Below are 13,650 nucleotides of genomic sequence, written 5' to 3'. Positions count from 1 at the left end.
GCAAGCCCTATTCGGTCATCCTGCTCGACGAGATCGAAAAGGCGCACCCCGATGTCTACAACGTGCTGTTGCAGGTGTTCGACGACGGGCGGCTGACCGACGGCAAGGGCCGGGTGGTGGACTTCACCAACACCGTCATCATCGCCACCTCGAACCTTGGCGCCGACCGCATCCAGAAGCGGCTTCTCTTGCGCGGCACGGCGGCCGAGCAACCCGACAAGCTGAAGGCCGAGCTGATGGAGGTGCTGCGCGGCCATTTCCGACCCGAGTTCCTGAACCGGCTGGACGACATCATAGTCTTCCACAGTTTGACACGGGACGAGATCCGGCAGATCGTGCTGCTGCAACTCGACCGGGTGCGGCGGACTGCGGCCACGCAAGGCGTGGAGATTGCCTTCGACGACAGCCTGATCGACATGCTGGCCGCCGAAGGCTTCCGCCCCGAATACGGGGCGCGCGAGCTGAAGCGCCAGATCCGCAGCCTGGTCGAAACGCGGCTGGCCCGCGCCATGCTGGGCGGCGAGGTGGGCACGGGCGACCGGGTGCGGATCTCTTGGGATGCGACGGCCGAGCAGGTCAGGATCGAACCGGCCGGGACCGACAGCGCAGGGTCCGGGACATCCGACACGCCTGCCGCCGAGACGGCGTCCGAAGCCGGGAACTGACCCCTCGACGGCGGCGGCATCGGCCGCCGTCGTCTCTTGCAAGGCGCTGCAATCGAACATGAATTTCCAGATGTCCTGCCTCTTGAAATCAATTCGGCCGCTCCCTTTATCTTCGGCGAACGCCCGAACGGGGTTCACGCAAGACGACGGGTCTGGCCAGGAAGGCAGGCCACCGGGGGCGCCGACACGGGCCTTCAGAGGTGACGTCCGATCCAAGAGCACGGGGCAGTGCCAATGCCTCGACCCGTCCTTCGTGTGCGCCGCAGGGCCCGTCAGAAGGAGGTGACCATGCTCTACCGCACTGCTCTCTATCCCGCCGATCCCTTCGCGCTGATGCGCCGTCTGTCGCAGGATCTGGACCGCGCCTTCGGCGCCCCGCGCACCTTTCCGGCCGTAAATGTCTGGCAGAGTGACGAGGCCGCGGCGATCACCGCCGAACTGCCAGGGCTGGAACCTGCCGATATCGACATCCAGGTGAAGGACAATGTCCTGACCCTTTCGGGCGAGCGCAAGCTGCCGGACCTGCCCGAAGGCGCCACCTGGCACCGCCGCGAGCGGGCCTTCGGCCGCTTCACCCGTGCCATCCGTCTGCCCTTCCGCGTCGATCCCGAGAAGGTCGAGGCGCGCTTTGCCGATGGCGTGCTGCGCATTGCCGTGGGCCGCCCGGACGAGGACAAGCCGCGCCGGATCGAGATCAGGGCCGCCTGAGAAAGGAGGAAGACCATGACCACCGAAGTCACCAAAGCCCCCGAACAGACCCCGGCCGAAGCTGCGGCCGAAACCACCCGCAACCGCCCGCTCTGGCGCCCGCTGACCGATATCGTCGAGACGAAGGACGGCGTGACGCTGATGCTGGAACTGCCCGGCGTGGCGGCCGAGGATGTGGACGTGGCGCTGGAAAAGCGGGTGCTGACCATCCGCGCCCGGTCGCGCGAGACCGGACCCGACAAGCTGCGCCTTGTCCATGCCGAATATGAGGCAGGCGATTACGAACGCGCCTTCACCCTGTCCGAGGATTTCGATGCAGAGCGCATCGAGGCCGAGATGAAGAACGGCGTGCTGACCCTGCGCCTGCCGCGCAGCCAGGCCACCCAGCCCAAGGCCATCAAGGTCAAGGCCGCCTGAACCGATGAAAGGAGAAATGCCATGAAGATCAAGGATCTGATCCCCTGGGCCCGCAAGGATGAGCCCGCCCGCCCCGAGGCGCAGGACAACCCGATCGCAACCCTGCAGCGTGAGATGAACCAGGTCTTCGAAGGGTTCTGGAACCGCTTCGGCAAGTCCTTCGGCGAGCTCGACTGGCCCTGGGGCCATTCCGAGGCGAAATCGGACGTGGTGCAGACCGACAATGCCATCGAGATCTCGATCGAACTGCCCGGCATGACGATGGAGGACATCGAGGTCACGGTCACCGACGACCTTCTGACCGTGAAGGGCGAGAAGAAGATCGAGCGGCAGGAAGAGAAGAAGGGCTACTACCTGTCCGAACGCAGCTATGGCGCGATCTGGCGCACGATCCCGCTGCCGCCGGGCACCGATGGCGCGAAGGCCGAGGCCAGCTTCAGGAACGGCGTGCTGACCGTGCGCCTGCCCCAGACGCCCGAGGCCCAGGCCCGCGTCAAGCATATCGAGGTCAAGGCCGGCTGACGGCCCGACCCGACCTGACCCGGGGCGGCACGCGTTGCGGCGCCCCGGGTGTTGCTTTTCTCTCATACCCCTTTGCCACAAGTCGGCGCACAGGCCCGGCCAGACCACGGAGCGCCGACGATGCAGGAAAATACACCTCGCCCGAACGCCCCGCGGCGGATCAACCTGGCGCTGCAAGGCGGCGGTTCGCACGGTGCGCTGACCTGGGGCGTGCTCGACCGGCTGCTCGCCGATCCGCGCCTCGAGATCTGCGAGATCAGCGGCACCAGCGCCGGGGCGATGAACGCGGTTGTTCTCGCTGACGGCTATGTCCGGGGCGGGCGCGAAGGGGCGCGGGCGGCGCTGGAGCGCTTCTGGAAGGCCGTGAGCGATGCCGCCCGGTTCTCGCCCATCCGGCGCAGCCCCTTCGATCAGTGGTTCGGGCGCTACACGCTCGATCATTCGCCGGGCTATATCTGGTTCGACATCGCGTCCCGGCTCTTCTCACCCTACGACCTGAACCCGGCGGGTTTCAACCCGCTGCGCCGGCTGCTTGCCGATACGGTGGAATTCGACAATGTCCGCGCCAGCCGCGAGATTGCGGTGCATGTGGCGGCAACCAATGTCCGGACGGGGCGCTCGCGCGTCTTCTCGGGCGAGGCGGTCACGCTCGACGCGGTGCTCGCCTCGGCCTGCCTGCCGCAGCTGTTTCCGGCGGTGGAGATCGACGGTGAGTTCTACTGGGATGGCGGCTACAGCGGCAATCCCGAACTGCTGCCGCTCGTGGAAAGCGCGCGCACGGCCGACATCGTCATCGTGCAGATCAATCCGATCCTGCGCCGCGAACCGCCCCGCCGGGCGCGCGAGATCATCAACCGGATCAACGAGATCAGCTTCAACACCTCGCTCATCAAGGATCTGCGCGCCATCGCGCTGACCCAGCGGCTGAACCGCGCCGAGGGGCGTGTCTGCGGGGTGGCCGAAACCACCTATCTGCACCTGATCCATACCGAAGCCGACGTGCAGGATCTGTCGGCCTCGAGCAAGCTCAACCCGGAATGGGCCTATCTGAAGCTGCTGTTCGAGCGCGGCGAGCGCTGGGCCGACGAATGGCTCGAGCGCAACTTCGAAGCGCTCGGCCATCGTTCGACGCTGGATCTGGACGATCTGTTTCGCGACGTGCCGCGCTCGGCGACGATGAAACCGCTGGAGGAATGAGTATGACCGCGATCCTGCCGATCATCGTCGCGCTGGGGCTTCTGGTGCTGCTGGCCTATCGCGGCTGGAACCTCATGATCGCCACGCCGCTTCTGGCCGCGCTTGCGGTGGTCCTGTCGCAGGATGGGCCGGTTCTGGCGTTCTACACCCAGGTCTTCATGCGGGCGACGGGCGATTTCATCGTGCTCTATCTGCCCATCTTCCTGCTGGGCGCGGTCTTCGGCAAGCTCATGGAAGCCAGCGGCAGCGCCGCGGTCCTGGCCCATGGCACGATCCGGCTTCTCGGCGCGCGGCAGGCGATCCTGGCGGTCGTGCTGTGCTGCGCGCTGATGACCTATGGCGGCGTGTCGCTGTTTGTCGTGGCCTTCGCCGTCTTCCCGCTTGCCGCCGCGGTCTTTGCCGAGGCGAGGATCAGCCCGCGCCTGATCCCCGCCGCCATCGCGCTGGGCGCCTTCACCTTCACCATGACCGCCATGCCGGGCACGCCCTCGATCCAGAACGCGATCCCGATGCGCTTCTTCGGCACGACACCCTTCGCCGCACCGGGGCTCGGGCTGATCGCCAGCGCCGTGATGTTCCTGATCGGCTGGCGCTGGCTGGAATGGCGGGCGCAGCGGCTGGGCGCCGAGTTGCTGGAGACGGAAGGCACTCCGTCGGACGCGATATCCGGCGGCGGACCCTCGGCGCCTATCGCGCTCTTCCCGCTTCTTGTGGTGCTGGCGGTCAATCTCGCCTTCACCTTCGCCATCCTGCCGCGTGTCGATACCGGCTGGCTGGGCGATCCCCGCTTCGGGGCGGCTGATCTGGACACGGTGCGGGGCATCTGGTCGCTGATCGCGGCCCTGACGCTGGCCTGCGCGACGATCCTGATCCTGAACTGGACACGGCTGAAGGAACAGGTCCGGTCGGCCCTCGGCGAGGGGGCGGACAGCGCGATGAAGCCGATCTTCAACACCGCCTGCCTGGTGGGCTTCGGATCGGTCGTCGCAGCACTGCCGGGCTTTGCCGCCGTCAGCGCTGCGGCGACCGGCCTTGGCGGCGACAACCCGCTGATCTCGCTTGCGGTCTCGACGAGCCTTCTGGCCGGCATGACCGGCTCGGCTTCGGGCGGCATGAGCATCGCGCTTGCAGCCCTCGGCGACACCTATCTGGAGATGGCCACGGCGGCGGGGATCGCGCCCGAGCTTTTGCACCGGATCACCGCCGTGGCCACGGGCGGGCTCGACACGCTGCCGCATAACGGCGCGGTCATCAGCCTGCTGGCGATCTGCGGCCGGACGCACCGCGAATCCTACCCCGACATCGCCGTGGTCGCGGTGGCGGGGCCGCTGGTTGCGCTGGTGATGCTGATCGTGCTCGGTTCGGCCTTCGGCAGTTTCTGAGCGTGACGCATGATCCGGCCCAGCCTGTCGCATCGCCTGCTGAACCTGGCCCAGACGCTGCTGATCCTGGGCGGCATGGCGGCGATCGCCTGGATCGTTCTGGGCGCCATTGTCGGGCCGGAGACGACCCTGCTGATCGTGGCGCTGTCGCTTGCGGGGCTGGCCCTGGCCCCGGCACTGTCGCGCGAGCTTCTGCTGCGGGGCTCCCGCGCCCGCCCGCTGGGGCCCCGCGACTGGCCCGAGGGGGTGGCGGTGCTGCACGAACTGGCCCGCCGCGCCGGGCTGCCGCGCGCGCCGGAACTGTGGTATGTCCCCAGCCAGGTGCCCAACGCCTTCGCCATGGGCCGGCCCGAGGAAAGCGCGGTCTGCGTTTCGGACGCGCTTTTGCGGCTTCTGACCCCGCGCGAACTGGCTGCGGTTCTGGCCCATGAGGTGGCCCATATCGCCCACCGCGACCTGTGGCTGATGGGGCTGGCCGATGCCATGTCGCGCGCGGTCTCGGTGGCCAGCTGGCTGGGGCAGTTCCTGCTGATCCTCAACCTGCCGCTCCTGGCCGCAGGGGCGGCGACCTTCCCCTGGGGCGCGCTGCTGCTTCTGGTCTTCTCGCCCACGATCATGGCGCTTCTTCAGCTTTCGCTGTCGCGAAGGCGCGAATATGACGCCGATCTCGGCGCGGTCGAACTGACCGGCGACCCCGAGGCACTCGCCTCGGCGCTGACCAAGCTCGAGCGGTTGACCGGGCGCTTCTGGGAAGAGATCTTCCTGCCCGGGCGCCGGATCCCCGACCCCTCGCTCCTGCGGACCCACCCTCCGACCGAAGACCGGGTTGCGCGCCTGCGCGCGCTTGCGCCGCAGCGGCGATACCCGTCGCTGTCGAACTTCCGTGTTGCGCCGCCCGACGGCTTCGCGAGACCAGCGAGCCCGAGATTCCACCGCTCCGGCCTGTGGTTCTGACGGGAGGGGGGTAGAGAAGGCTGTCTTTCAGACCCATCCCCTCCGCCAGCTTCTCCCGACCGTCTCGATCGATCCACCCTCGATGCGCGCTCATTCCGCCGCGGGGCGCGTGCGGCTCGTAGCGGCGTCCGTCGGGGGGGCCTCGGCGAAGGCGGCGTCGCCGGAGGGCGCGGCGAAATCCGAGACGAAATAGAGCGGGCGGCCTTTGCTCTCCTCGAAGATGCGGCCGATATATTCGCCCAGGATGCCGAGCCCGATCAGCTGCACGCCGCCGAGGAACAGGAGGCCCACCATCAGCGAGGCGTAGCCCGGCACGTCGATGCCGTGGACGAGGACGTTGCCGACGAGGATCGCCGCGTAGACGAGGGCGATGGCCGAGACCGCGAGCCCGACATAGATCGCGAATCGCAGCGGGATCGTGCTGAAGGCGGTGAGCCCGTTCAGCGCCAACGCGAACAGCCGCCCGACGCTCCAGCCGGTGCCGCCGGCGAGCCGCGGCTCCGGATCGTAGGGGATCTGGAGCTGGCGGTAGCCGATCCAGAAATAGAGCCCCTTCATGAAGCGGGCGCGCTCCGGCAGCCGGCACAGCGCGTCGACGGCCTTGCGATCGAGGAGGCAGAAATCGCCCACGCCCTTGGGCAGCTTCGTCTCGGAGAGCGCGCCGAGCAGCCGGTAGAACGTCTTGACGAGGAAGCGCTTGAGCGCGGGCTCCTCGGGCCTCGTCTTCTGGGCGGCGTGGACGACCTCGTAGCCCGCGTCCCAGGCCTCGAGGAAGCGCGTCACGAGCTCGGGCGGATGCTGCAGGTCGGCGTCGATGATGACGACGGCGGCGCCGCGGGCATGGTCGAGCCCGGCGGAGATGGCGATCTCCTTGCCGAAATTGCGCGAGAGCACGAGGAGGCCGATGCGCGGATCCTCCGCGGCGAGGCCGCGCGCGACGGCGACCGTCTCGTCGCGGCTGCCGTCGTCGACGAGAACGATCTCGAAGCTGCGGCCCGTCGCTTCGAGCACGGGGACGAGGCGCGCCAGCAAGGGGCGCAGGTTCTCGGCCTCGTTGAAGCAGGGCACGACCACCGAGACGATCGGCGTCGCGCTGGAAAATCGGCTCGACACGCGCTGCCCCCGAACCCTAATAGTGGCCGCTCCTGGCGGCATCGGGCGGGGAATACAGTGGCGACCGAGGCGTATCAATCCTTTTCGACGGCCAGGCTCCCGCTCGTCCTGTGCGCCGACGATTACGGGTTGAGCCCGGGCGTCAGCCGCGGCATCGCCGAGCTGATCGCGGCAGGGCGGCTGACGGCGACGGGCTGCATGACGGCGAGCCCGTTCTGGCGGGAGGAGGCGCGCGGGCTGCGGGGGCTGTCGGAGCGCGCCGATATCGGCCTGCACCTGACGCTCACCGACCACGCGCCCTTGACCGGGATGCCGCGCCTCGCGCCCGCCGGCCGTCTGCCGTCGAACGGGCGGCTCGTCCTCGCGAGCCTGCGCGGGAGCCTCGCCGAGCCTGCGGTCCAGGCGGAGCTGCGGGCGGAGATCGAGGCGCAGATCGACGCCTTCGAGGCGGCCTTCGACCGGCCGCCGGACTTCCTCGACGGGCATCACCACGCGCATCAATTGCCGGGGATCGGCGCGCTCGTGATCGAAGCCTTCGAGCGGCGGGTGCGTCCGCACGGGGGCTGGTTGCGCGTGTGCCGGGAGCCCCGCGCGGCGATCCTGCGACGGGGCTCGCCCTTGCGGGCGCTCGCGATCGACGCGCTCGGCGCGACTTACGCGGCGGAGGTGCGCGCGCGCGGCATCGCCGCGAACGACAGCTTCCGCGGCGTGCGCTCCTTCTCGCCGCGCGAGCGGCCCGAGCGGATCTTCCCCCTCTTCCTCCGAGGCGGCGGGCGCCGGCCGCTCGCGATGTGCCATCCAGGCTACGTCGACGAGGTCCTGCGCGGGCTCGACCCCGTCGTCGACGCGCGGGAGGCCGAGCGTGCCTATCTCGCGAGCGCGGCGTTCGCCGAGGCGCTCGAGGCGGCGGGCGTGCGCCTCGCGCGGCTGCGGGAGATCGCGCCGTGAGCCTAATCCCGCGCTGGCTGCGCTTCGGCCTCGTCGGCATGGTCAACGCGGGCATCGATTTCGGGCTGTTCGTGGTGCTCCACCACGGGCTCGACATGGCGCCGCTCCTCGCCCACGCGATCGGCTTCGCCTGCGCGGCCTGCAACAGCTACGTCATGAACAAGCTGTGGACCTTCGGCGATCGCGACTGGTCGGCGAAGGCGGCGAGCGGTGCGGTGCGGTTCTTCGCGGTGGCGCTGGGCGGGCTCCTCGTCGGCGCGGTCGTGATCTGGCTCCTGACGCCGCCCTTGCCGGCGATCGTCTCGAAGGCGCTCGCGATCGGGGCGACCTTCGTGTGGAATTACCAGCTCTCGCGGCTGTTCGTGTTCCGTAGCGGCGGCACGACGTAGATCGACAGGGCGACGGGGACGCGACGCTCGGCGATGTTGTGGTAGGCGGTCTCGATCGTGACGGGCTCGCCCGCGGCCGCGAGGGCCTCCTCCCCGAACAGGCTTGGCGCGAGGGCGGGCGCCGCGCCGGCAGGCCAGAGGATCACCGCGCCCGAGCGGCGCAGGTCGTCGCGATCGAAGGCGAGGCCGCCCTCGGGCCGGGGCCCGTAGACCACGAGCGGGATCGGCGAGAGGTGGATCGCGACCGCATAGGTCTCGGTGTCGCCGGGTCCGACGAGATAACGCAAAGGCGCGTCGCCCGCCTCCTCCCGCCAGGCGCGCGCGACGGCGGCGGCGATCTCGTCGGCCGGGTAGAGGGCGGGGTGGCGCGGGCCCGTGAGATGCGGCGCGAGCACCACCCCGAACGGCAGCGCGACGAGAACGCCCACCACGAGCGCTCCGAGCGCGCGGGCGTTGCGCACGAGAAAGCGCCGCGGCAACAGGAGCGCGACGGCGAGCCCCGAGAAGAAGACGTAGGCCCCGCCCCATTCCGCGCGCGGCACGATCCCCGCGACCCCGATCACGATCGCGTTGAGCACCAAGGGCGCGAGCGTCACGGTGAAGACGAGCGAGGCGTCGAAACGCGTCGGCGCGGGGGTCTCGACCGCGACGGCGTCGTCCGCGCCGCGCCCGACGCGCAGGGCCGCGAGGCCGATCATCACGAGGAGCCCCGCATGGTGGCCGACCTGCGCGAGGAGGAATTCCGCGGCGACGAGGACGCGCGACGCAAGACCCGCGACCGCCTCGCGCTCGAAGGCGTAATCGACCGGCGTCTCGCCGGCCCCAACGACCCGCAGGACATGGGGCGCGATCGCGGCGGCGAAGACGCCGATCGCGAGATAGGGCCCCGGCGCGCGCAGCCGTGCGCGCCCCTGCGCGAAGCACAGGGCGTGGACGGCGAGCGGCAGGAGGACGAGCGCGCCGGAATATTTCGACAGCATCAGGCCGGCCGCGCAGAGACCGAGGCCGATCCAGGCGGCGAGCCGATCGTGCAGGACGGCGTCCCGATAGAGCATCACGGTCGCCGCGCCGAACAGGAGCGAGACGGTGTTGTGGTTGAACTGGGTGGCGGGCGAGGTGAAGAAATAGTTCGCCAGGGTCAGGGTCACGGCGACGAGCGCGATCTGCGCGCCCGCGATCGCGCGCGCGAATCGGAACAGGAGCGCGAGCGTGGCGCCGAGCGTCAGCATCGAGACGGCGTAGCTCGAGGCGATCGCCCGCCCGCTCGCCAGGAAGGCGATTTCCTGAAACCAGGACGGCATCGGCGGGTGCTTCGGCGCGACGAGCGGCCAGAACGGCGCCCAGCCGGCGATCTCGACCGAATCGCGCCGGGGCGTGGGGAAGAACAGCGCCTGCGCGAGCGTCCAGATCACGACATAGGCGACGACGATCGCGGCGGCGGCGGCCACGGGATGGTCGAGCGCCGTGCGCACCAGCGAGCGGCGGCTCTTCGTCGCGACCATTCGGACCCCCTCTCTCGCGGCCCGGCCGGTGACAACGGGCGCGGGGAGGCGTATCACTCCGCCCCGCCGGGGGGCAATCGCGACCGCGAGAGACGACTTTGCACGAGCACAATCGACACGACGACCGGGCGACCATCGCGGCCGCCCTCCTCGCGATCGCCATCGCGCTGTTCCTGATCGCGCTGATGCCCGCGACCATGCTGTGGGACCGCGACGAAACGCTCTACGCGCGCACCGCGATCGAGATGATGCGCTCGGGCAATTTCCTCCTGCCGACCTTCAACGGCGAGGTCTTCGCCCACAAGCCGCCGATGGTCTATTGGCTGATGGCTCTGGGCTTTGCTCTGTTCGGCGAGAACGAGCTCGGGGCGCGCTTCGTCTCGGCGCCCTTCATGGCGGGCTCGGCCTTCGTCACCTTCCTGATCGGCCGGCGGCTGCATTCCGCGCGCGCCGGCCTCTGGGCGATGGCGGCTCTGACGACGACGACGCTGACCGTGTTCGTCGGCTCGGCGGCGATGCTCGACGCGACGCTCCTGTTCTTCGTCTGCCTGTCGATCTACGCCTATGTCGAGATCGTCTACGCGCCGCAGCGGGCGAACGCGATGACGGCTCTGTTCTTCGTCGCGCTGCTCGCCTCGATCTTCGTCAAGGGACCGGTGGGGCCGGCGGTGGTCTGCACGACGCTGCTCGTCTCCTGGCTCGCGATGGAGCCCGGCCGGCGCCCGTCCTTCGGGCGGATGGTGGCGCTCGCGGCGCTCTCGGTGCTCGCCTTCCTCGTCTTCCTCGCCTGGCTCGTGCCCGCCGACACGCGCAGCGGCGGCGAGATGATGCGCACCGGCATCGGCTACCACATCGTCGAGCGCGCGCTGACGCCGCTGGAAGGCCATGGCGGCGGGCGCACGCTCGGCTGGCTCGGCACGCTGCCCTATTACATCCCCGTCGTCCTGATCGGTTTCTTCCCCTGGGTGCTCTATCTCCCCGCCGCCCTCGTCGGGCTCGTGCGCGGGACGCTTGCGACGCGGCGCGAGCGGGCGATCCTGCTCGGCTGGATGGTGCCGACCTTCGTCATGTTCTCGCTCGCGGCGACGAAGCTGCCGCACTACCTCCTGCCGGCCTTCCCCGCCTTCGCGCTGGCGGTCGGAATTCAGATCGTGCGCACGATCGAGGCGGGCACGCTCTCGCGGGCGCTGCGGGCGGGGCTCGTCTATTACGCGCTCGGCGCCATCGCCTTCGCGGCGCTCGTCGCGGCGAGCCCGTTCCTGCTGCCCGCCGGTCCGAGCCCGATCGCGGCGCTCGCGCTCGCGATCGCCGTCGTGGCGGCGACGGGGCTCGTCGTGCGCCTGTTCCGGCGCGCGGACCTCGTGGGGGCGAACCGCGCGCTCGCGATCGCGACGCCCGCGCTCTTCGCCGCGCTGCTGTGGACGGTGGTCCCGGCGGTCGAGCCCGCGATCAAGATCTCGCGCCCGCTCGCCGAGCTGATCCAGACCCATCGCGGGCCGCAGACGCGGGTGGTGACGCTCGGCTATTTCGAGCCGAGCATCGTCTTCTACGCCTCCCAGCCGATCGACCGGCCGATCCTGCCGCTGCCGGAGGGGCAGGACGGGATCGCGCGGCTCGCGGCGCTCGAGGAGGAGGTGCTCGTCGTCGCCACCCGAGAGCAGCTCGAGGGCGCGGCGGCGCTCGCCGGCGAGCGCGGCTTCGAGGAGATCGCGCGGGTGTCCGCCATCAACACCAATCGCGGCGGCCGCGTCGAGGAGGTGATCCTCGCCCGCCGCCCCGCGGCGCCGGCGGCGGCGCTCTCGGCGACGGGGGGGTGATGGAGGCTTCCCCGCCTCGCTGTGCGTTGGAGTTCATGACGATCCCGTAGCGTCGTTCTTCCGCATCGACACCACGCCGGCCAAGCGACGCGCCCCTCTCCTTCCCCTGAGAGCCTGTGAATCCTTCGGAGGTTGTCATCCCGGGCCGCGAAGCGGACCCGGGACCCATAACCTCGACGACAAGTCCGAGCGCGCATGTCGCGCTCGCTACTCCACCGTTCAGCGGGTTCCGTCGTCGGAGAAACGCAGCCTAAAGGCTGCGATTGAGACGTCGAGGATATGGGTCCCGGATCGCCTTCGGCGTCCGGGATGACACCGCAACAGCAGATGTTTAAACACTGAGGGGAAGGAGAGGCGGGGCGGCACTCGAGCCGTACACCTCCCCTCCCTCACGGCGCGCGCGGGCCCTGGCTCACCGGGACGAGGCGGGCGAGGCGGGCGGCGATGGCGTCGGGGACGAGGCCGTAGAGACGGGCGAGCGCCAGCAGCCAGGGGCTGAGCACGAGGTGGCCGCGGCCGCGTCGGGTGGCGCGCACGATCGCCTTCGCCGCGGCGTCGGCGCCGATCATGCCGGGCTTGGCGCAGGCGAGGCGCGCGCTCATCGGCGTCTCGACGAAGCCGGGGGAGACGAGCGTGACGCCGACCCCCCGCGGCAGGAGATCGAGCCGCAGCGCCCGGGCGAAGGCGGCGAGCCCCGCCTTCGACGCGCAATAGGAGGGGGCGACCGGCAGCGGCGTGAAGGCCGCGTGCGAGCCGATCAGCGCGATGCGCCCGGCGCCTGCCCGCACCATCCCCTCGGCGAGCCGGGTCGCGACGAGCGCGGGGGCGAGATAGTTGACGAGGCCGAGATCGCGCACGTGGGAGAGCCGCTCGACGACCGCGTCGGCGGCGCGGATGTCGCTGAGCCCCGCGCAGAGATAGGCCTCGTCCATCGGATCGGGGAGCGCGGCGGCGGCGGCGATCACGGCGTCGAGATCGGCGAGGTCGGGCGTCGCGAGCGCGGTCTCGGCGCCGGCCTGCGCGCAATCCGCGGCGACACCTGCCAGGCGCTCGCGATCGCGCCCCCAGAGCACGAGGCGCGTGCCGGGCGCCGCGACGCTGCGCGCCAGAGCCGCGCCGATGCCGCTCGAGGCGCCTGTGACGAGGATGCGGGTCATGTCGCTCCTGTGTAGCAGCGCGGGACGGGGCCGTCACGGCCGCTTCTCGAACTCGTTAACGCTGATCGAAGGAAAAACGGCGTGCGTTCCCCTCGCGCGCGCTGTGGAAACCGGATCGCTACCGCGGCCGGGCGAGGCTCCGCGCGGGGGCCGGAATCGGGGAGAGACCGGTTGTTCGGGATCGTCAAGCTCGTGTTCATCGCGGCGCTCGTGAGCGCGCTCGCGGCCTGCGGCTCGCGCGGGCCGCGCGTCGACCCGCGGCTCGGCGTGGCGCCGAGCCCGCGTGTCGTCGCCGACGGCCAGCCCATTCCCCGCGGCGGCGGTCGCGAGATGGTGGGCCAGCCCTATACGATCGGCGGGCGCACCTTCGTGCCGCGCCACGACCCCTCCTATTCGAGCGTCGGCATCGCCTCCTGGTACGGCGATGCCTTCCACGGGCGGCTCACCGCCAATGGCGAGGTGTTCGACCGCGAGGCGCTCAGCGCGGCCCACCCGACCATGCCGCTGCCGAGCTACGCGCGCATCAGCAATCTCGAGAACGGCCGCTCGGTCATCGTGCGGGTCAACGATCGCGGGCCCTTCGTGGGCCAGAACCGCACGATCGACGTCTCGCGTCGCGTCGCCGAGACGCTCGCCTTCCGCCGCGACGGGCTCGCGCGGGTGCGCGTCGATTATGTCGGCCCGGCCTCGCTCGCGGGCAGCGACGATCGCGTGCTGATGGCGAGCCTGCGCACCGACGGACGCCCGGCGCCCGCACCGGGAGGGGCCGCGCCGACGCTCGTCGCCTCCGCGTCGCCCTCCCGCCCCGCGACGCCCGTCCCCTCGACGCCGCCCGCGCGCCTCGCCGGCTGGCAGGCGCCGGAGCCGCCGCGCGCCGCG

At 70.4% G+C, this 13,650-nt stretch carries 14 protein-coding genes; 11 read left to right on the top strand and 3 right to left on the bottom strand.

Annotated elements, in window-relative coordinates:
• From ACK4UM_RS19880 to ACK4UM_RS19850, 7 genes are all read left to right on the top strand, one after another.
• The coding region (locus ACK4UM_RS19880) for an AAA family ATPase (protein ID WP_409802582.1) at positions 1 to 665 on the top strand (665 nt) is incomplete at its 5' end.
• Positions 666 to 953: 288 nt separating this feature from the next.
• Entirely contained in the window at positions 954 to 1,373 is a 420-nt protein-coding gene (locus tag ACK4UM_RS19875; RefSeq protein ID WP_409802581.1) for an Hsp20/alpha crystallin family protein, read from the top strand.
• Positions 1,374 to 1,388: 15 nt separating this feature from the next.
• Complete coding sequence (locus tag ACK4UM_RS19870) at positions 1,389 to 1,790, top strand: Hsp20/alpha crystallin family protein (RefSeq protein WP_409802580.1); 402 nt, start codon at positions 1,389 to 1,391, stop codon at positions 1,788 to 1,790.
• 21 nt (positions 1,791 to 1,811) lie between these two features.
• Complete coding sequence (locus ACK4UM_RS19865; RefSeq protein WP_409802579.1) at positions 1,812 to 2,312, top strand: Hsp20/alpha crystallin family protein; 501 nt, start codon at positions 1,812 to 1,814, stop codon at positions 2,310 to 2,312.
• A 120-nt stretch (positions 2,313 to 2,432) separates the two neighbouring features.
• Entirely contained in the window at positions 2,433 to 3,509 is a 1,077-nt protein-coding gene (locus ACK4UM_RS19860) for a patatin-like phospholipase family protein (RefSeq protein ID WP_409802578.1), read from the top strand.
• A 2-nt stretch (positions 3,510 to 3,511) separates the two neighbouring features.
• Entirely contained in the window at positions 3,512 to 4,891 is a 1,380-nt protein-coding gene (locus tag ACK4UM_RS19855; RefSeq protein ID WP_409802577.1) for a GntP family permease, read from the top strand.
• 9 nt (positions 4,892 to 4,900) lie between these two features.
• Complete coding sequence (locus tag ACK4UM_RS19850) at positions 4,901 to 5,845, top strand: zinc metalloprotease HtpX (RefSeq protein WP_409802576.1); 945 nt, start codon at positions 4,901 to 4,903, stop codon at positions 5,843 to 5,845.
• 90 nt (positions 5,846 to 5,935) lie between these two features.
• Here ACK4UM_RS19850 and ACK4UM_RS19845 read toward each other — a convergent pair whose 3' ends face one another.
• Entirely contained in the window at positions 5,936 to 6,958 is a 1,023-nt protein-coding gene (locus tag ACK4UM_RS19845) for a glycosyltransferase family 2 protein (protein WP_409802575.1), read from the bottom strand.
• Between the two features lie 57 nt (positions 6,959 to 7,015).
• On the opposite strand from ACK4UM_RS19845, the gene ACK4UM_RS19840 reads away from it, so the two are divergent.
• Positions 7,016 to 7,906, top strand: a complete 891-nt coding sequence (locus ACK4UM_RS19840; RefSeq protein WP_409802574.1) for a ChbG/HpnK family deacetylase — start codon at positions 7,016 to 7,018, stop codon at positions 7,904 to 7,906.
• Entirely contained in the window at positions 7,903 to 8,295 is a 393-nt protein-coding gene (locus ACK4UM_RS19835) for a GtrA family protein (RefSeq protein WP_409802573.1), read from the top strand. Before ACK4UM_RS19840 ends, ACK4UM_RS19835 begins: the two co-directional genes overlap by 4 nt.
• Here the strand turns inward: ACK4UM_RS19835 and ACK4UM_RS19830 are convergent.
• Positions 8,247 to 9,797: a glycosyltransferase family 39 protein gene (locus tag ACK4UM_RS19830; RefSeq protein WP_409802572.1), complete on the bottom strand. Its 1,551-nt coding sequence runs from the start codon at positions 9,795 to 9,797 to the stop codon at positions 8,247 to 8,249. The two genes, ACK4UM_RS19835 and ACK4UM_RS19830, sit on opposite strands and share 49 nt — an antisense overlap.
• Before the next feature lie 98 nt (positions 9,798 to 9,895).
• Between ACK4UM_RS19830 and ACK4UM_RS19825 the strand changes: the two genes are divergently transcribed.
• Positions 9,896 to 11,614, top strand: coding sequence for an ArnT family glycosyltransferase (locus ACK4UM_RS19825; protein WP_409802571.1), 1,719 nt, complete (start codon positions 9,896 to 9,898; stop codon positions 11,612 to 11,614).
• Positions 11,615 to 12,003: 389 nt separating this feature from the next.
• Here ACK4UM_RS19825 and ACK4UM_RS19820 read toward each other — a convergent pair whose 3' ends face one another.
• Positions 12,004 to 12,771 carry an SDR family NAD(P)-dependent oxidoreductase gene (locus ACK4UM_RS19820; RefSeq protein ID WP_409802570.1) on the bottom strand — a complete coding sequence of 256 codons (768 nt, stop codon included), beginning with the start codon at positions 12,769 to 12,771 and terminating at the stop codon, positions 12,004 to 12,006.
• Positions 12,772 to 12,942: 171 nt separating this feature from the next.
• On the opposite strand from ACK4UM_RS19820, the gene ACK4UM_RS19815 reads away from it, so the two are divergent.
• A partial coding sequence (locus ACK4UM_RS19815; RefSeq protein WP_409802569.1) for a septal ring lytic transglycosylase RlpA family protein occupies positions 12,943 to 13,650 on the top strand: 708 nt, incomplete at its 3' end.

Source organism: Salinarimonas sp. (genome assembly GCF_046292825.1).
Taxonomy (GTDB): Bacteria; Pseudomonadota; Alphaproteobacteria; order Rhizobiales; family Beijerinckiaceae; genus Salinarimonas.
The sequence above is the reverse complement of the archived record's forward strand: the minus strand, read 5'-3'. Positions and strand labels throughout refer to the sequence as shown.

Excerpts from the sequence above, each read along its gene's own strand:
- ACK4UM_RS19875 (WP_409802581.1), top strand. The coding sequence starts at position 954 with ATGCTCTACCGCACTGCTCTCTATCCCGCCGATCCCTTCGCGCTGATG.
- ACK4UM_RS19870 (WP_409802580.1), top strand. The coding sequence starts at position 1,389 with ATGACCACCGAAGTCACCAAAGCCCCCGAACAGACCCCGGCCGAAGCT.
- ACK4UM_RS19865 (WP_409802579.1), top strand. The coding sequence starts at position 1,812 with ATGAAGATCAAGGATCTGATCCCCTGGGCCCGCAAGGATGAGCCCGCC.
- ACK4UM_RS19860 (WP_409802578.1), top strand. The coding sequence starts at position 2,433 with ATGCAGGAAAATACACCTCGCCCGAACGCCCCGCGGCGGATCAACCTG.
- ACK4UM_RS19855 (WP_409802577.1), top strand. The coding sequence starts at position 3,512 with ATGACCGCGATCCTGCCGATCATCGTCGCGCTGGGGCTTCTGGTGCTG.
- ACK4UM_RS19850 (WP_409802576.1), top strand. The coding sequence starts at position 4,901 with ATGATCCGGCCCAGCCTGTCGCATCGCCTGCTGAACCTGGCCCAGACG.
- ACK4UM_RS19830 (WP_409802572.1), bottom strand. The coding sequence starts at position 9,797 with ATGGTCGCGACGAAGAGCCGCCGCTCGCTGGTGCGCACGGCGCTCGAC.
- ACK4UM_RS19820 (WP_409802570.1), bottom strand. The coding sequence starts at position 12,771 with ATGACCCGCATCCTCGTCACAGGCGCCTCGAGCGGCATCGGCGCGGCT.